Here is a 16,283-nt window from a genome sequence, read left to right on the forward strand (position 1 = left end):
AAAAGTAGCTCCCCTGTCTGGCCTGCGGCAAAATCCGCGCATCGGCCAGCAGGGAAGCACGCAACATGATGGAATAGTTATCGAGTGGGCAGGAACGGCTGTTTTACTCATTCAACCTTGAAGACCACATCCCCGCCGTTCACCTTCTGCGTAGCAGCAAGATGCGTCCGAAACAAACCGCTAATAGAGATCTTCCGCCGCGAATGATTCGGCGTACGCGAAAGCGCAAAAACGGCAACATCTGGGTTGCTTACTACTACGACGGCAGGGACGAAGATGGCAGGCGTCGAGAGATACCTTTAGGTAACGACCTGGACATCGCCAAAGTAGAATGGGCGAAGCTCGACAGGAAGGCCATTCCAAAGATAACGCGCTTGATGGGGCAGCTATTCGATCGCTATGAAAGGGATGTCATCCCGGGTAAAAAGCCGCGAACCCAGAAGGACAACCTGGCTGAGCTCAAACAGTTGCGCAAAGCCTTCGATGATGCCCCGATGGAGCTGATTACACCTCAAGTACTTGCTCAGTATCGAGATCGACGGACAGGCAAGGTTAGGGCGAATCGAGAGATTGCCCTTCTCTCTCACATTTTCAACATGGCAAGGGAGTGGGGCATTACTGACCGCCCAAACCCAGCGACCGGTATCCGTAAGAACAAGGAGACTCCTAGGGACTTTTATGCAGGACCGGCGATCTGGGATGCGGTGTACAACCACGCCACTTCCGAGCTGCGCGATGCAATGGACTTGGGCTATCTGACCGGTCAACGCCCAGCTGATGTACTGGCCACCCGGGCGACAGATGTGGTTGATGGTTTTCTGCAATTCGCCCAGGGCAAAACGACAAAAAAAATTGAGGATACGTCTTGAGTCGGAAACAGAGACCAGCCAGCTGGGATACTGGTTGAGCGCCTTCTAAGCCAACGCAAGGCGCGCGGGGTGCGCAACCCTTACCTGATCGTGACAGAGGACGGCCGTAACGTGACGTCAGCGATGCTACGCCTTCGCTTTGATGATGCTAGATCCAAGGCCGCCGCCAAAGCGATGGAAGACCTCGATAGCGTCCTGGCCGACAGCATTCGTCAATTCCAGTTTCGCGATATCCGCCCCAAAGCAGCGAGCGAAATTGAAGACCTGGCGCACGCGAGTAGGCTACTAGGGCACACCGATAAGCGGATCACGCAGACCGTTTACCGCCGCGTCGGGGAGATCGTGAAACCAACCCGATGAAACATCTTTTACGAAGGAATTGCGGAACACCATCGAAAAGTTGCGGAACACTTGGCCTTTTCAGCATCAAGTTTTCCGCCCTCCAAAAACGCAAAAAGCCCTGAATAATCAGGGCTCTGAATATGGCGGAAGCGTAGAGATTCGAACTCTAGGATAGTTGCCCATCGACGGTTTTCAAGACCGTTGCCTTAAACCACTCGGCCACGCTTCCAGCTCGTTTTGCGGCCGCCATCATACCGTAATGAAACACGCTGTCAAACTCTCTATGTCGCCGGTTGCGCAAGCTCTGATAGACTCCCTGCATCTGAATGTTCGAAACCACAGGTTTACCAAGGAGTGTCGCCATGCGCGAACAGGATTACGCCGTACACCACGGCCAGCAGGTCGAGCAGCAGGAGATCAGCAAGGTCCTGCGCAACACGTACAGCCTGCTGGCACTTACCCTCGCCTTCAGCGGTGTCATGGCCTTCGTTGCCCAGCAGATGCGTGTCGGTTACCCGAACATATTCGTGGTGCTGATCGGCTTCTACGGGCTGTTCTTCCTTACCAACAAACTGCGTGATTCGGCCTGGGGCCTGGTGTCCACCTTCGCCCTTACCGGCTTCATGGGCTTCATTCTCGGCCCTATTCTCAACCGTTACCTGGGCATGGCCGGTGGCGCTGAAGTGGTCAGCTCGGCATTTGCCATGACTGCACTGGTGTTTGGCGGCCTGTCGGCTTACGTGCTGATCACCCGTAAGGACATGAGCTTCCTCAGCGGCTTCATCACTGCTGGCTTCTTCGTTCTGCTGGGTGCTGTCGTGGCCAGCTTCTTCTTCCAGATCAGCGGCCTGCAACTGGCGATCAGCGCTGGCTTCGTGCTGTTCTCGTCGGTCTGCATCCTGTTCCAGACCAGCGCGATCATCCACGGCGGCGAGCGTAACTACATCATGGCGACCATCAGCCTGTATGTATCGATCTACAACCTGTTTGTCAGCCTGCTGCAGCTGTTTGGCATCATGGGTCGTGATGACTGATTGATTGCTGCTTGAGAAAGCCCGCTTCGGCGGGCTTTTTTGTGGGTATCGGAAATGGTTGCGCGCGCCCACAGGTATCGCGCGATCTTCAAGCTATTGCTGCACCTGTGGAAGCAACCGTCTTGTATTGCCTGGACTGGCCTCATCGCCGGCAAGCCAGCTCCCACAGGGACTTGCGCAAAGCTTGAGATCTGCGCGGTACCTGTGGGAGCTGGCTTGTCGTGGCGACGAACCGCGTCGATGGGCTGCACAGCAGCCCCAATGTGCCTTATAGGCTTAACTGACTGGCATTAGCCACACAGCCCGCTTTTGTGGGAGCGGCTTTAGCCGCGAACACCGGCGAAGCCGGTGCCATGTACCGGCCGCGCAAAGCTCGCAATAACTGACCACAAAGTCAGCTAACTGATCAAATGGTCGCCGATCATGCCGCCATCGTGCTTTCCCCTACCCCAAACCGCCCTCACCCCGTAGAATGCGGTCCTTTTTTCTTGCGGGGCAGCTTTCAGCAATGAGCTCACACGAACACAGCCTGGGCGCGGCAGCGCCTGCCAATGAACTGGTGCTTGGTCTGGAGGACAAGCCACGGCTGTTGATCGGCCTGCTGGCAGCCTTGCAACACCTGCTGGCGATCATCGTACCGATCGTCACCCCTGGCCTGCTGATTTGCCAGGCGTTGGGTGTTTCTGCGCGTGATACCAACCTGATCGTCTCCATGTCGCTGGTCATCTCGGGTATCGCCACCTTCGTCCAGTGCAAGCGCTTCGGGCCGTTCGGCGCCGGTTTGCTGATCGTTCAAGGTACCAGCTTCAACTTTGTCGGCCCGCTGATTGCCGGCGGTGCATTGATGGTCAAGCAAGGCACGCCGGTAGAAAGCGTGATGGCGGCCATCTTCGGTGTGGTAATCGCCGGTTCGTTCGTGGAGATGGGCGTGTCGCGCATCCTGCCCTTCGTCAAACGCCTGATCACCCCGCTGGTGACCGGCATCGTAGTGCTGATGATCGGCCTGACACTGATCAAGGTCGGCCTGATCAGCATGGGCGGTGGCTTCGGTGCCATGGCCAACGGCACCTTCGCCAATGGCGAAAACCTGCTGCTGTCGGGCGTGGTGCTGGCGATCATCGTCATCCTCAACCGCATCCCAGTGGTGTGGATGCGCAGCTGCGCCATTGTCATCGCCTTGGCGGCCGGCTACGCCCTGGCCGGCTACCTGGGCCGCCTGGACTTCACCGGCATGCACGAAGCCGCGCTGTTCCAGGTACCGACGCCACTGCACTTCGGCCTGGGCTTCTCTTGGGCGCTGTTCATTCCGATGCTGGTGATCTACCTGGTGACTTCGCTGGAAGCCATCGGTGACGTTACCGCCACCAGCAAGGTCTCGCGCCAGCCGGTCGAAGGCCCGGTATGGATGCAGCGGATCAAGGGCGGTGTGCTGGTCAACGGTGCCAACTCGCTGCTGGCCGGCTTGTTCAACACCTTCCCCAGCTCGATCTTCGCCCAGAACAACGGTGTGATTCAGCTGACCGGTATCGCCAGCCGCCATATCGGTATCTGGATTGCCGTGATGCTGGTGCTGCTGGGCCTGTTCCCGAGCGTTGCCGGGGTGATCCAGGCGGTGCCGGAGCCGGTGCTGGGTGGCGCGGCCATGGTCATGTTCGGGGCGGTTGCGGCTTCGGGCATCAATATTTTGGCCAGCACTCGCCTCGACCGCCGCGCCCTGTTGATTATCGCTGTGTCTCTGGCGCTGGGCCTGGGTGTGGCGCAGGTGCCGGAGTTCCTGGCGCACATGCCGGCGGCGATCCGCAATGTGCTGGAATCGGGTGTCGCCACCGGTGGTATCTGTGCCCTGGTGCTGAACTGGTTCTTGCCGGAGAGCAAGGAACAGGCTTGAGGGCGGTTTCCTTCTGATAGGGAGATGGGGCCGCCACGCGGCCCATCGCAGGCAAGCCAGCTGCTACAAGAGACCGAGCCAGCCTGGAGGCTGAAGAGAAAGCCCGCACCCGCTGCACAAGCGGACGCGGGCTTTTTTGCTTTATCATGGCACCATTCCTTTGCATGAGTTATCCATGAAATTCGCTATCGCGGTGTTCTCCCCGGCCCATGCGCCCTCCTCGCGGCGCGCCCTGCGCTACGCCGAGGCGGTGCTGGCCGGCGGGCATGAGATTGCCCGGCTGTTCTTCTACCAGGACGGGGTACACAGTGCCTCGGCCAACGTGGTCGCGCCCCAGGACGAGCTGGACGTGGCCGGCCAGTGGCGTGCCTTCATTACAGCCAACCAGCTGGACGCGGTGGTGTGCATCGCCGCCGCCCTGCGCCGTGGCGTGCTCGACGAGGCCGAGGCCAACCGCTACCAGCGCCCGGCCGTGAACCTGCCCAAGCCCTGGGAGCTGTCGGGGCTTGGCCAGTTGCATGAGGCGGCACAGGTTGCCGATCGCCTTGTCTGCTTCGGAGGCGACTGAAATGGCCAAATCCTTGTTGATCATCAGTCGCCAGGCCCCCTGGAACGGCCCATCGGCCCGCGAGGCGCTGGACATTGCCCTGGCCGGTGGCGCCTTCGACCTGCCGCTGGGCATGCTGTTCCTCAACGATGGCGTATACCAGCTCGCCCCGGACCAGCAGCCTGCTGCCCTGCAACAGAAGAACCTGGCCGCCAACCTGCAAGCGCTGCCAATGTTCGGCGTCGAGGAACTGTTCGCCTGCAGCCACAGCCTGGCCCGCCGGGGCCTTGCAGCCGACACCCTGGCGCTACCGGTGCAAGTGCTCGACGACGCGGCCCTGGCCGCGCTGATCACCCGTTTCGACCAGGTGGTAACGCTCTGATGACGACCCTGCATGTAATTGCCCACTCCCCGTTTGGCGACGAGCGCCTGGCCAGTTGCCTGCGCCTGCTCGGTGCCAGCGACGCCCTGCTGCTGTGCGGCGATGCAGTGTATGCCCTGCGCAACGGCAGCGAGCCGCACCGCCTGCTGCAAGCCGCTGGCCTGGCCCAGCGCCTGTTCGCCCTGGACGAGGACGTACAAGCCCGCGGGGTCGGCAACGACCTGGCCAAGGCCGTGGACTACGCTGGCTTTGTCGAACTGTCGCTGCATTACGACAAGGTCAACAGCTGGCTATGAACACGCTCAACGTTGGCGATCGAGCCATTGCCCTGGACAAGGACGGCTTCCTGGTCGACCTGCAAGACTGGTCCCACGCCGCAGCCGAGGCCCTGGCCGCGCGCGAGGGTATCCCGCTGACGGCGGACCACTGGGAAATCCTCGAACTGCTGCGCCAGTTCTACCAGGAATACCAGCTGTCCCCGGCCACACGCCCGCTGATCAAGTACACAGCCCTCAAGCTGGGCCCGGAAAAGGGCAACAGCCCGCACCTGAACCGCCTGTTCAACGGCACTCCCGCTAAACTTGCCGCCAAGCTGGCGGGCCTGCCCAAGCCGACCAACTGCATATGACCCAGCCACTCCCCAACGAAGCCCGCCCGCTTACCCTGGAAACCCCTGCCGAACACCCGTTCGCCGAATTCGTGCGCATTCTCGGCAAGGGCAAGCGCGGTGCGCGCAGCCTGACCCGCGAAGAAGCCCGCGCGGCCATGACCCTGCTGCTGGAAGGCAAGGTCGAAGACACCCAACTCGGTGCCTTCCTCATGCTGCTGCGGCACAAGGAGGAAAGCGCCGAAGAGCTGGCCGGCTTCACAGAGGCCCTGCGCGCGCACCTGCAGGCCCCGCGTATCGCCGTGGACCTGGACTGGCCCACTTACGCCGGCAAGAAGCGCCACCTGCCCTGGTACCTGCTGGCCGCCAAGTGCCTGGCCAGCAATGGCCTGCGCATCCTGATGCACGGCGGCGGCGCGCATACCGCCGGGCGCATGTACAGCGAACAGCTGCTCGGCCTGCTGCAGATTCCGCTGTGCCGCGACTGGGCCGCCGTCGGCAACGCCCTCGACCAGCACCATCTGGCGTTCTTCCCACTGCACGACTGGGCGCCGCAGTTGCAGCGCATGATCGACCTGCGCAATACCCTGGGCCTGCGCTCGCCGATCCACTCGCTGGCCCGGGTACTCAACCCACTGGGCGCGCGCTGTGGCCTGCAGAGCATCTTCCACCCCGGTTACCAGGCGGTGCACCGCGAGGCCAGCCGTCTGCTCGGCGACCATACCGTGGTGATCAAGGGCGATGGTGGCGAGATCGAAGTCAACCCCGACGTCATCAGCCACCTCTACGGCACCACGGCGGGTGAAGCGTGGGACGAAGAGTGGCCGGCCCTGAGCGAACGCCGCCATGTCAAACCGCCCAGCTTGCAGGCCGAGCAGTTGCTGGCGGTGTGGCGTGGGGAGGTTGAAGACAGCTATGGCGAGAAGGCCGTCATTGCCACCATGGCCCTGGCTCTGCGCGGTCTGGGGCAGGAGCGCGAGCAGGCGTTCGCGACAGCCCTCGGCTATTGGAATACACGCAATCGATCGATTTGATCGATCATAACCCCCGAGTCTTTGCGCTATTTGTTCGAACGATTTGGCCTAGACTGGGCTCCAACGACAAACCACTTTGTTCCAGGAGCTCACCATGGGCCTTTTGATCGATGGCCGCTGGCATGACCAGTGGTATGAAAACGGCAAGGACGGCGCGTTCAAGCGCGAGAACGCCCAGCGCCGTAACCCACTGCCAGCGCCCGAGGCCGGCCGTTACCATCTGTACGTGTCGCTAGCCTGCCCATGGGCCCACCGCACGCTGATTTTTCGCGCGCTCAAGGGCCTGGAGCCGCTGATCGATGTGTCGGTGGTGAGCTGGCTGATGCAGGACCATGGCTGGACCTTCGACCAGCAGCAAGGCTCCACCGGCGACCACCTTGACGCCCTGCAGTACCTGCACCAACGCTACACCCAGGATGACCCGCACTACACCGGCCGCGTGACGGTACCGGTGCTGTGGGACAAGAAAGAGAAGCGCATCGTCAACAACGAGTCGTCGGAGATCATCCGCATCTTCAACAGCGCGTTCAACGAGCTGACCGGCAACACGCTGGACCTGTACCCCGAGCCGTTACGCCCGACCATCGAGGCGCTGAACGAACGCATATACCCGGCGGTGAACAACGGCGTGTACCGCGCAGGCTTCGCCACCACGCAAGAGGCCTACGAGGCAGCGTTCGACGATGTGTTCAACGAGCTCGACTATCTGGAAGACCTGCTGAGCCGCAATCGCTACCTGGCTGGCGAGTACCTGACCGAAGCCGACGTGCGCTTGTTCACCACGCTGGTGCGCTTCGATGCGGTGTACCACGGGCACTTCAAATGCAACCTGCGGCGCCTGAGCGACTACCACAACCTGTCGAACTGGCTGCGTGAGCTGTACCAATGGTCGGGCGTGGCGGGCACGGTGAACATGGAGCATATCCAGAAGCACTATTACATGAGCCACAAGACCATCAACCCGAACAGGATCGTGCCCAAGGGGCCCTTGCAGGACTTTGGCCTGGCGCATGATCGGGAGCGGTTGGTGGGTAAAGGGATTTGGCAGGCTTGAGATAGCCGGGGCTGCTTTGCAGCCCATCGCCGGCAAGCCAGCTCCTACAGGTACAGCGCAGCCCTTGAGACTGGCGCAGCACCTGTGGGAGCCACAAGACCATCAACCCGAACGGAATCGTGCCCAAGGGGCCCTTGCAGGACTTTGGCCTGGCGCATGATCGGGAGCGGTTGGCGGGTAAAGGGATTTGGCAGGCTTGAGATAGCCGGGGCTGCTTTGCAGCCCATCGCAGGCAAGCCAGCTCCCACAGGTACAGCGCAGCCCTTGAGACTGGCGCAGCACCTGTGGGAGCCACAAGACCATCAACCCGAACGGGATCGTGCCCAAGAGGCCCTTGCAGGACTTTGGCCTGGCGCATGATCGGGAGCGGTTGGCGGGTAAAGGGATTTGGCAGGCTTGAGATAGCCGGGGCTGCTTCGCAGCCCATCGCCGGCAAGCCAGCTCCCACAGGTGCTGCACAAGCCCGAAGCCTTGTGCAGCACCTGTGGGAGCTGGCTTGCCTGCGATGGGCCGCAAAGCGGCCCCGGCGATTTCAGCTGTTCTGCGAACCTTCGAACCAGGCCAGCTTGTCGCGCAGTTGCACCACTTCCCCAACGATCACCAGTGTCGGCGCATGCACTTCATGCTGGGCCACCAGCTGCGGCAAGTCCGCCAGGGTGCCGGTGAATACCCGCTGATTACGCGTAGTCCCCTGCTGCACCAGCGCCGCCGGGGTGCTGGCCGCACGCCCATGGCGAATCAGCTCGGCACAAATGGTCGGCAAGCCCACCAACCCCATGTAAAACACCAGGGTCTGCGCCGGCGCCACCAGGTCATCCCAAGGCAGGTTGCTGGTGCCATCCTTCAGGTGCCCGGTCACGAAGCGCACCGACTGGGCATAGTCGCGATGAGTCAGCGGAATCCCGCCATAAGCGGAGCAACCACTGGCCGCCGTGATGCCCGGCACTACCTGGAACGGAATGCCATGCTCGGCCAACTCTTCGATCTCTTCGCCACCGCGGCCGAAGATGAACGGGTCGCCGCCCTTCAGGCGCAACACGCGCTTGCCCTGCTGGGCCAGGTCGACCAGCAGGCGGTTGATCTGCTCTTGCGGTACAGCGTGGTCGGCACGGCGCTTGCCCACGTAGATGCGCTCGGCATCGCGCCGGCACATTTCGATGATGGCAGGCGCCACCAGGCGGTCGTACAGCACCACGTCAGCCTGCTGCATCAGGCGCAAGGCACGGAAGGTCAGCAAGTCCGGGTCGCCCGGCCCCGCCCCTACCAGGTACACCTCACCGCCCTGCTGCACCGGCGCGCCGTCGACCATGGCCTGCAACAGGCGTTCGGCCTCGGCGCCCTGCCCGGCCAACTGGCGCTCGGCGATCGCCCCCTGGAACACGGTTTCCCAGAAGCCGCGGCGCTGGTTGACGTCCGGGTACAAGGCCTTGACCTTATCGCGAAAGCGCGCAGCCAGGCCGGCCAGTTCGCCATAGGCAGACGGGATCCAAGCTTCCAGCTTGGCGCGAATCAAACGCGCCAGTACTGGCGCGTCACCGCCACTGGATACCGCCACCACCAAGGGTGAACGGTCGACGATGGCCGGGAAGATCACCGTGCACAGGGCCGGCGCATCCACCACGTTGACCGGCAGGCTGAGGGCCTGCGCATCGGCCGACACCTGGGCGTTGAGCCCAGGGTCGTCAGTGGCCGCAATCACCAGCCGGCAACCGACCAGGTCGGCCGCCTGATAGCCACGCACCAGCACCTCACCGCCACCCTGCCGGGCCAACGCGGCCAACTGGCCATCGACATCCGGCGCCACCACGCGCAGCGCGGCGCCGGCATCCGCCAGCAGGCGCGCCTTGCGCAAGGCGATCTCACCGCCGCCGACGACCAGCACGCGGCCGCCCTGCAGCTTGTGGAACAGCGGCAGGTAATCCATTTAGCGGATGACCTCGACACCACCCATGTACGGCTTCAGCACTTCCGGCACCAGGATCGAACCGTCGGCCTGCTGGTAGTTTTCCAGCACGGCAACCAGGGTACGGCCCACCGCCAGGCCGGAGCCATTGAGGGTGTGCACCAGTTCTGGCTTGCCGGTTTCCGGGTTGCGCCAGCGGGCCTGCATGCGGCGCGCCTGGAAGTCGCCGCAGTTGGAGCAGGAACTGATCTCGCGGTATTTGTCCTGGCTGGGTACCCACACTTCCAGGTCGTAGGTTTTCACCGCACCAAAGCCCATGTCGCCGGTGCACAGGGCCAGCACGCGGTACGGCAGCTCCAGCAACTGCAGCACGCGCTCGGCGTTGGCGGTCAGGCCTTCCAGGGCTTCCATCGACTTGGACGGCTCCACCACCTGCACCATCTCGACCTTGTCGAACTGGTGCTGGCGAATCATGCCGCGGGTGTCACGACCCGAAGCACCGGCTTCGCTGCGGAAGCACGGCGTATGGGCGACCAGCTTCAGCGGCAGTTGCTTGGCATCGAGGATTTCACCGGCCACCAGGTTGGTCAGCGACACTTCGGCGGTCGGGATCAGGTAGAAGTCGGCCTCGCCTTCGCGGCTGATCTTGAACAGGTCTTCCTCGAACTTCGGCAACTGGCCAGTGCCCTGCAGGGCCGGGGCCTGGACCATGTACGGGGTGTAGTGTTCTTCGTAACCGTGCTCGCCAGTGTGCAGGTTGATCATGAACTGCGCCAGGGCGCGGTGCAGGCGAGCGACCGGGCCACGCAGCACGGCAAAGCGGGCGCCGGAGAGCTTGGCGGCGGCTTCGAAGTCCAGGCCACCGCTGACTTCGCCAAGGGCGACGTGGTCCTTGATTTCGAAGTCGAAGGCCTTCGGCGTGCCCCAACGGCGCACTTCGACGTTGTCGTCCTCGCTGGCACCGACCGGTACGCTGGCGTCCGGCAGGTTAGGGATGGTCAGCAAGATGCCGTCCAGTTCGGCCTGGATGGCGTCCAGTTCGGTCTTGCCGGCAGCCAGCTCGTTGGCCATGCGCTCGACGTCGGCCATCAGCGGCGCAATGTCCTCGCCCTTGGCCTTGGCCTGGCCGATGGACTTGGAGCGGGCGTTACGCTCGGCCTGCAGTTGTTCGGTGCGGGTCTGCACCGCCTTGCGGCGCTCTTCCAGTGATTCGATGCGCGCGACATCCAGGCTGAAGCCACGGGAGGCCAGGCGATCCGCCACTTCCTGAAGTTGGCCGCGTAACAGTTTGGAATCGAGCATATCGTTCTCTCGTTATATGTAGGTGTTGGTTCAGAATCGGGTCAGGGACAGGCCGGCCCAGGTCGCGAGCAGCCCGCCCACCACGCTGATACTGGTATAGCCCAAGGCAAGGGGCACCTGCCCACTTTCCATCAGGCGCACGGTATCGAGCGAGAAGGAGGAAAAGGTCGTCAGGCCACCGAGGAAGCCGACGATCAGGCCGGCGCGCAGCTCGACCGGCGCCAGCGGCTTGTGCAGGAACAGGCCATAGAGCAGGCCGATCAGCAGGCAGCCAACCAGATTGACCGCCAGGGTACCGGCATAGAAATGCCGCGGCCAGTGGGTCACAACCCAATTCGAGGTGGCGAAGCGCAACAAGGTCCCGGCGATACCGCCCGCGCTGACTGCGGCGATGAGGGCAATCACGGTTTTCTCCGCTGGCGGGGGCTGTTGCGGTCCAGGTCGGCCAGGTGGCGCAGCTTTTCGCCAATTTTCAGTTCCAGGCCTCGCGGCACCGGCTGGTAGTACTGGCGCGGTTCAAGCTCTTCCGGGAAATAATCTTCGCCGGCGGCATAGGCGTCGGGTTCATCGTGGGCATAGCGGTACTCGTCGCCGTAACCTAGCTGCTTCATCAGCTTGGTCGGCGCGTTGCGCAGATGCAGCGGCACTTCCAGCGAGCCATGTTCGGCGGCCTCGCGCAGGGCGGTCTTGAAGCCCATGTACACCGCGTTGCTCTTTGGCGCACAGGCCAGGTAGGTGATGGCCTGGGCCACCGCCAGCTCGCCTTCGGGGCTGCCCAGGCGTTCCTGCACGTCCCACGCGGCCAGGCACAGGCTGAGCGCGCGCGGGTCGGCGTTGCCGATGTCTTCGCTGGCCATGCGCACCACGCGACGGGCGATGTACAACGGGTCGCAGCCACCGTCGAGCATGCGCGCAAACCAGTACAGGGCGCCATCGGGATTGGAGCCGCGCACCGATTTGTGCAGCGCGGAAATCTGGTCGTAGAACGCCTCGCCACCCTTGTCGAAGCGGCGACGGCTGTCGCCGAGCAGGCTCTGCAGCATCTCGACGTCGATCTCGCTGCCATCTTCGGCCAGGTCAGAGGCGTTCTCAAGGAAGTTGAGCATGCGCCGACCATCGCCATCAGCAGCCGCCATCAGCATCTTGAAGGCGTCGTCCCCCACCTTCAGGTTGCGCTTGCCCAGGCCGCGCTCTTCGGTGAGCGCACGGTTGACCAGCTTGCGCAGGGCTGCCTCGTCGAGGCTTTTGAGCACATACACCCGCGCCCTCGACAGCAGCGCGTTGTTAAGCTCGAAAGACGGGTTTTCGGTGGTGGCGCCGATGAACAGCAGGGTGCCGTCTTCCACATAGGGCAAGAAGGCGTCCTGCTGCGACTTGTTGAAGCGGTGTACTTCGTCGACGAACAAAATGGTCCGACGGCCATACTGGCCAGCCTGCTGCTTGGCCACCTCGACCGCCTGGCGGATCTCTTTCACCCCGGCCAGCACCGCCGACACCGTTTCGAAATGCGCATCGCAAAACTGCGCCAGCAGCCGCGCAAGGGTGGTCTTGCCCACCCCCGGCGGGCCCCAGAAGATCATCGAGTGCAGCGCACCCTGCTCCAGCGCCTCACGCAGCGGTTTGCCGCGCGCCAGCAGGTGCTCCTGGCCAACGTACTCGTCCAGGTTGGACGGGCGCAGGCGGGCGGCCAGAGGCTGGGCGACGGGTTCGCTTCGAAACAGGTCCATGGCGAGCTCTGGTTACTCCTTGATGACGTCCGCGCCCTTGGGGATGTCGAACTTGAACTTGCTGTCCGGCACTGCCTGGTTGGCCTTGACGCCATTGAAAAGGATATTGGTGCGCTGACCGACACTGTCGATCAGTTGCATGTCATTGATCAGGCCTTTGCGGAACGACACGCGCAGCGAGTCGAACAGGGTGTCCTTGGTCTTCGGCTTGAGGGTGAAGTCCATCACTTCGCCCTGCTCCTTGGAGGTGATGTCGAAGCTCTGGCTGATCTTCGACACATCGCCGGACAGCAGCAGCGCCGGGGTCTGGTTCAAGCGCACGTCGAGCTTCTTGATGGTGGCCTGTTCCAGGTCCGGGTCCCACAGGGTGACGTTCTTGCCGTCGGACACCACCACCTGCTCCTGCGGCGCATCGGTGTGCCAATAGAATAGGCCTGGGCGTTTGACCGTCATCTTGCCGGAGGTTTCCTGCAGGCTGGTGCCGCCCGCGTCCAGGGTCAGCTGGGAGAAGTTAGCCTCGATGGTCTGCGACTTTTCCAGCAACTGGGTCAGGCGTTGTACGTCTTGCTCACCGGCAAAAGCCGAAACGGTGGCCGACATGGAAGCCGCGGCCAGGGCAGAAACCAACAGCATGCGAATCGCGCGCATGGGAATCCTCATTGAGCATTGAAAAGGCCGGGCACCACCGTTGGTGCCCGGCAGGGGGTTCATCAGTCGCGCGGGCCACCCGGGGCAATCACTTCCCGCGAACCGTTGCTGTTCATGGGGGTGACCACACCGGCCATTTCCATGGCTTCGATCATGCGCGCAGCACGGTTGTAGCCGATCTTCAGCTTGCGCTGTACCGCCGAAATGGACGCACGGCGGCTTTCCAGCACGAACTGCACGGCCTCATCATACAGGGCGTCGCTTTCCGAATCTTCGCCATCGCCGCCGCCACCGCCGCCTTCGAAGCCGCTACCGGCCTCCTCGACACCATTGAGGATGTCGTCGTTGTAGTCCGGGGCGCCACGCAGCTTCCACGCTTCCACCACCCGGTGCACTTCGTCGTCGGAAACGAACGCACCGTGCACACGGATCGGCAAGCTGGTGCCCGGCGGCATGTACAGCATGTCACCGTGGCCCAGCAGTTGCTCGGCGCCGCCCTGGTCGATGATGGTCCGCGAGTCGATCTTGCTGGATACCTGGAACGCCATGCGGGTCGGGATGTTGGCCTTGATCAGGCCGGTGATCACATCCACCGACGGGCGCTGGGTAGCGAGGATCAGGTGGATACCGGCCGCCCGCGCCTTCTGTGCGATACGGGCGATCAGCTCTTCGACCTTCTTGCCGACGATCATCATCATGTCGGCGAATTCGTCGACCACCACCACGATGGTCGGCAGGGTCTTCAGCGCTGGCGGCTCGTCGTCCATGCTCTCGCGGCGGTACAGCGGGTCATGGATGATTTCGCCAGCTTCCTGGGCATCCTTGACCTTGCGGTTGAAGCCGGCCAGGTTACGCACGCCCATGGCCGCCATCAGCTTGTAGCGCCGCTCCATCTCGGCCACGCTCCAGCGCAGGGCGTTGGCGGCGTCCTTCATGTCGGTGACCACCGGGCACAGCAGGTGCGGGATGCCTTCATAGATCGACAGTTCGAGCATTTTCGGGTCGATCATGATCAGCCGCGCGTCTTCCGGGCTGGACTTGAACAGGATCGACAGGATCATCGCGTTCACACCCACCGACTTACCGGAACCGGTGGTACCGGCCACCAGCAGGTGGGGCATCTTGGCCAGGTCGGTGATCACCGGCTTGCCGCCGATGTCGTGGCCCAGGGCCAGGGTGACCGGCGATTTCTGCTCGTCGTACTGCGGCGTGGCCAGGACTTCGGAGAAGCGCACCATCTGGCGGTTTTCGTTGGGGATCTCGATACCCACCGTGGTCTTGCCCGGGATCACCTCGACCACGCGCACGCTGGTCACTGCCAGCGAGCGCGCCAGGTCCTTGGCCAGGTTGGCGATGCGGCTGACCTTGACGCCGGCGGCCGGCTGGATTTCATAACGGGTAATCACCGGGCCCGGGTGGATCGAGTCCACCGCCACTTCCACACCGAATTCCTTGAGCTTGATTTCCAGCAGTTGGCCGACACCGGCCAGGGATTCTGGCGAATACTCGATCTTCTTCTGCTCGGCAGGGTCAAGGATCGAGATCGACGGCAAGGTGCCTTCCACGGCGCTGTCGATGAACAGCGGCGCCTGCTTCTCCTTCATCACCCGCTTGCTCGGCTCCGGCGCCCTGGCTGCTGCCGGTGGCACGATGGTCGGGGCCACATGCTGTTCGCGCGGCACCACGGCTTCACGCGGTGCCACAGGCTCACGTGCGGTCTCACGTGGCGGCACGATCGGCTCGCCCAGGGTCGGCTCACGTGGCTCGACCGCCGCGGGCGCCTCCTCACGCTTGAAGATACGCTCACGCAGTGCCGGCCTGGCCGGCTCGCGCTTCTCGGCGGCCATCGGCGCGGCCTTGAGCACCGGCTCATCCTCGCGCAACTGTGCCTCCAGGCGCTTGCGCTCGTTGCGCGCTTCCCACCAGCGGTTGGCGGCGCCCTGCAGCAACTCGAACAGGTCGAGGGTGATCTTGCCGGTCAGGTCCATCACCTTGAACCAAGACAGGTCGGTGAACACGGTCAGGCCGAACAGGAACAGGGCAATGAACATCAGCGTGCTGCCCTGCACGTTCAGCAGGTTGCGCGCCAGGTCGCCGAGGCTCTCGCCCAGTGCACCACCGGCGGAGAACGGCAGGCCTGCCGCCGGGTGGAAATGGATATGCGCCAGCGCCGCACCGGACAGCACCAGGAACACCAGCCCGATCAGGCGCCAGGAGAACAGCCAGCCACTCCAGTCCCACGGTTGGTGGCGTTCGCGGAAGATCTGCCAGGTCTTGATCGCCAGCAGCAGCGGGAAGATGTAGGCGAAGTAACCCAGCACCATGAACAGGATGTCGGCGAAGTAGGCACCGGCACGCCCGGCGGCGTTCTGCACCTGGTCGACGTTGCTGGTGTGGCTGAAGCCCGGGTCCGAGGTGTCGTAGGTCAGCAGCGCCATCCACAGGTACAGGCACAGGGCGCCGACGGCGATCAACGCACCTTCCTTGAGGCGATAATGCAGCTGCTGCCGCCACAGGGGCACGGGCAAGGGAGCTGGGGTTGCGGTGGATTTCTTCAAAACGCGTCTATTCCTGCGCGTGCTGCGCGTCCAATAGTGATCGGCCGACTGTACGGCCAATGAACCACTACTTTTAACATTACTGCCCGCCAGCCGCCATGGCGGCACGCCGCATGGGGGTTTGACCGGGGGCGACTTTCATATACCTGCAATTTGATCACGCATTTTCTTTCGTGACAAAGGCTTATGCTGTGTTTTTGCACAGGTATGACAGCAAATGTAGCGGATGGTGCCTGCGGTTTCATGAATGTGTAGGAAATTGCCTGTTTTCATCGCCTGTGCCGGCCTCTTCGCGGGCAAACCCGCTCCCACAGGTATTGCACAGGCACTGAAGACAGTGGAGTACCTGTGGGAGCGGGTTCATCGAGGCGTCGAACCGCCGCGAAGC

General features: G+C 62.8%; 14 protein-coding genes, 1 tRNA gene and 3 pseudogenes. 11 read left to right on the top strand and 7 right to left on the bottom strand.

Going from position 1 to position 16,283, the window contains the following annotated elements; genetic code table 11:
- The first annotated feature begins 161 nt into the window (after positions 1-161).
- Positions 162-1,229, top strand: a pseudogene (locus tag TZ03_RS28200) (tyrosine-type recombinase/integrase).
- 123 nt (positions 1,230-1,352) lie between these two features.
- Here TZ03_RS28200 and TZ03_RS02340 read toward each other — a convergent pair.
- Positions 1,353-1,440 (bottom strand) — tRNA-Ser (locus TZ03_RS02340).
- A gap of 133 nt (positions 1,441-1,573) precedes the next feature.
- On the opposite strand from TZ03_RS02340, the gene TZ03_RS02345 reads away from it, so the two are divergent.
- The 10 genes and pseudogenes from TZ03_RS02345 to TZ03_RS29650 all read left to right on the top strand — a co-directional run.
- Entirely contained in the window at positions 1,574-2,245 is a 672-nt protein-coding gene (locus TZ03_RS02345) for a Bax inhibitor-1/YccA family protein (protein ID WP_019471940.1), read from the top strand.
- A 508-nt stretch (positions 2,246-2,753) separates the two neighbouring features.
- Positions 2,754-4,133: a nucleobase:cation symporter-2 family protein gene (locus TZ03_RS02350; RefSeq protein ID WP_051095554.1), complete on the top strand. Its 1,380-nt coding sequence runs from the start codon at positions 2,754-2,756 to the stop codon at positions 4,131-4,133.
- A gap of 175 nt (positions 4,134-4,308) precedes the next feature.
- Entirely contained in the window at positions 4,309-4,701 is a 393-nt protein-coding gene (gene tusD / locus TZ03_RS02355; protein ID WP_051095555.1) for a sulfurtransferase complex subunit TusD, read from the top strand.
- A gap of 1 nt (position 4,702) precedes the next feature.
- A complete protein-coding gene (gene tusC, locus TZ03_RS02360) occupies positions 4,703-5,062 on the top strand; it encodes a sulfurtransferase complex subunit TusC (protein WP_051095556.1) in 360 nt (119 codons plus the stop codon).
- Positions 5,062-5,358 carry a sulfurtransferase complex subunit TusB gene (gene tusB, locus TZ03_RS02365; RefSeq protein ID WP_051095557.1) on the top strand — a complete coding sequence of 99 codons (297 nt, stop codon included), beginning with the start codon at positions 5,062-5,064 and terminating at the stop codon, positions 5,356-5,358. The genes tusC and tusB overlap by 1 nt, the downstream gene beginning before the upstream one ends.
- Positions 5,355-5,690, top strand: a complete 336-nt coding sequence (locus TZ03_RS02370) for a TusE/DsrC/DsvC family sulfur relay protein (protein ID WP_051095558.1) — start codon at positions 5,355-5,357, stop codon at positions 5,688-5,690. The genes tusB and TZ03_RS02370 overlap by 4 nt, the downstream gene beginning before the upstream one ends.
- Positions 5,687-6,703: a glycosyl transferase family protein gene (locus TZ03_RS02375; RefSeq protein WP_051095559.1), complete on the top strand. Its 1,017-nt coding sequence runs from the start codon at positions 5,687-5,689 to the stop codon at positions 6,701-6,703. Before TZ03_RS02370 ends, TZ03_RS02375 begins: the two co-directional genes overlap by 4 nt.
- Before the next feature lie 94 nt (positions 6,704-6,797).
- Positions 6,798-7,757 carry a glutathione S-transferase family protein gene (locus TZ03_RS02380; protein WP_051095560.1) on the top strand — a complete coding sequence of 320 codons (960 nt, stop codon included), beginning with the start codon at positions 6,798-6,800 and terminating at the stop codon, positions 7,755-7,757.
- An 86-nt stretch (positions 7,758-7,843) separates the two neighbouring features.
- Positions 7,844-7,957 (top strand): annotated as a pseudogene (locus TZ03_RS29645) (glutathione S-transferase family protein); the annotation flags it as partial.
- Between the two features lie 89 nt (positions 7,958-8,046).
- Positions 8,047-8,157: pseudogene (locus TZ03_RS29650) on the top strand (glutathione S-transferase family protein); the annotation flags it as partial.
- Between the two features lie 132 nt (positions 8,158-8,289).
- On the opposite strand, the gene cysG reads toward TZ03_RS29650, so the two are convergent.
- The 6 genes from cysG to TZ03_RS02410 form a co-directional block, all read right to left on the bottom strand.
- Positions 8,290-9,681, bottom strand: coding sequence for a siroheme synthase CysG (cysG, locus tag TZ03_RS02385; protein WP_051095561.1), 1,392 nt, complete (start codon positions 9,679-9,681; stop codon positions 8,290-8,292).
- Complete coding sequence (gene serS, locus TZ03_RS02390; protein ID WP_051095562.1) at positions 9,682-10,962, bottom strand: serine--tRNA ligase; 1,281 nt, start codon at positions 10,960-10,962, stop codon at positions 9,682-9,684.
- Between the two features lie 30 nt (positions 10,963-10,992).
- A complete protein-coding gene (gene crcB, locus TZ03_RS02395; protein WP_051095563.1) occupies positions 10,993-11,367 on the bottom strand; it encodes a fluoride efflux transporter CrcB in 375 nt (124 codons plus the stop codon).
- The gene (locus TZ03_RS02400; RefSeq protein ID WP_051095564.1) at positions 11,364-12,689 is read right to left on the bottom strand and encodes a replication-associated recombination protein A; all 1,326 of its coding nucleotides are present in this window, start codon (positions 12,687-12,689) and stop codon (positions 11,364-11,366) included. Before TZ03_RS02400 ends, crcB begins: the two co-directional genes overlap by 4 nt.
- A 12-nt stretch (positions 12,690-12,701) precedes the next feature.
- Positions 12,702-13,337 carry an outer membrane lipoprotein chaperone LolA gene (gene lolA, locus TZ03_RS02405; RefSeq protein ID WP_051095565.1) on the bottom strand — a complete coding sequence of 212 codons (636 nt, stop codon included), beginning with the start codon at positions 13,335-13,337 and terminating at the stop codon, positions 12,702-12,704.
- A gap of 62 nt (positions 13,338-13,399) precedes the next feature.
- Positions 13,400-15,955, bottom strand: coding sequence for a DNA translocase FtsK (locus TZ03_RS02410; RefSeq protein ID WP_414860296.1), 2,556 nt, complete (start codon positions 15,953-15,955; stop codon positions 13,400-13,402).
- Positions 15,956-16,283: the final 328 nt, after the last annotated feature.

It is taken from the genome of Pseudomonas sp. 10-1B, from assembly GCF_000935045.1.
Taxonomy (GTDB): Bacteria; Pseudomonadota; Gammaproteobacteria; order Pseudomonadales; family Pseudomonadaceae; genus Aquipseudomonas.

Coding starts and splice junctions, on each gene's coding strand:
- tusC (WP_051095556.1), top strand. CDS start 4,703: ATGGCCAAATCCTTGTTGATCATCAGTCGCCAGGCCCCCTGGAACGGC.
- TZ03_RS02400 (WP_051095564.1), bottom strand. CDS start 12,689: ATGGACCTGTTTCGAAGCGAACCCGTCGCCCAGCCTCTGGCCGCCCGC.
- TZ03_RS02350 (WP_051095554.1), top strand. CDS start 2,754: ATGAGCTCACACGAACACAGCCTGGGCGCGGCAGCGCCTGCCAATGAA.
- TZ03_RS02345 (WP_019471940.1), top strand. CDS start 1,574: ATGCGCGAACAGGATTACGCCGTACACCACGGCCAGCAGGTCGAGCAG.
- lolA (WP_051095565.1), bottom strand. CDS start 13,337: ATGCGCGCGATTCGCATGCTGTTGGTTTCTGCCCTGGCCGCGGCTTCC.
- serS (WP_051095562.1), bottom strand. CDS start 10,962: ATGCTCGATTCCAAACTGTTACGCGGCCAACTTCAGGAAGTGGCGGAT.
- tusD (WP_051095555.1), top strand. CDS start 4,309: ATGAAATTCGCTATCGCGGTGTTCTCCCCGGCCCATGCGCCCTCCTCG.
- cysG (WP_051095561.1), bottom strand. CDS start 9,681: ATGGATTACCTGCCGCTGTTCCACAAGCTGCAGGGCGGCCGCGTGCTG.
- TZ03_RS02375 (WP_051095559.1), top strand. CDS start 5,687: ATGACCCAGCCACTCCCCAACGAAGCCCGCCCGCTTACCCTGGAAACC.
- TZ03_RS02380 (WP_051095560.1), top strand. CDS start 6,798: ATGGGCCTTTTGATCGATGGCCGCTGGCATGACCAGTGGTATGAAAAC.
- tusB (WP_051095557.1), top strand. CDS start 5,062: ATGACGACCCTGCATGTAATTGCCCACTCCCCGTTTGGCGACGAGCGC.
- TZ03_RS02370 (WP_051095558.1), top strand. CDS start 5,355: ATGAACACGCTCAACGTTGGCGATCGAGCCATTGCCCTGGACAAGGAC.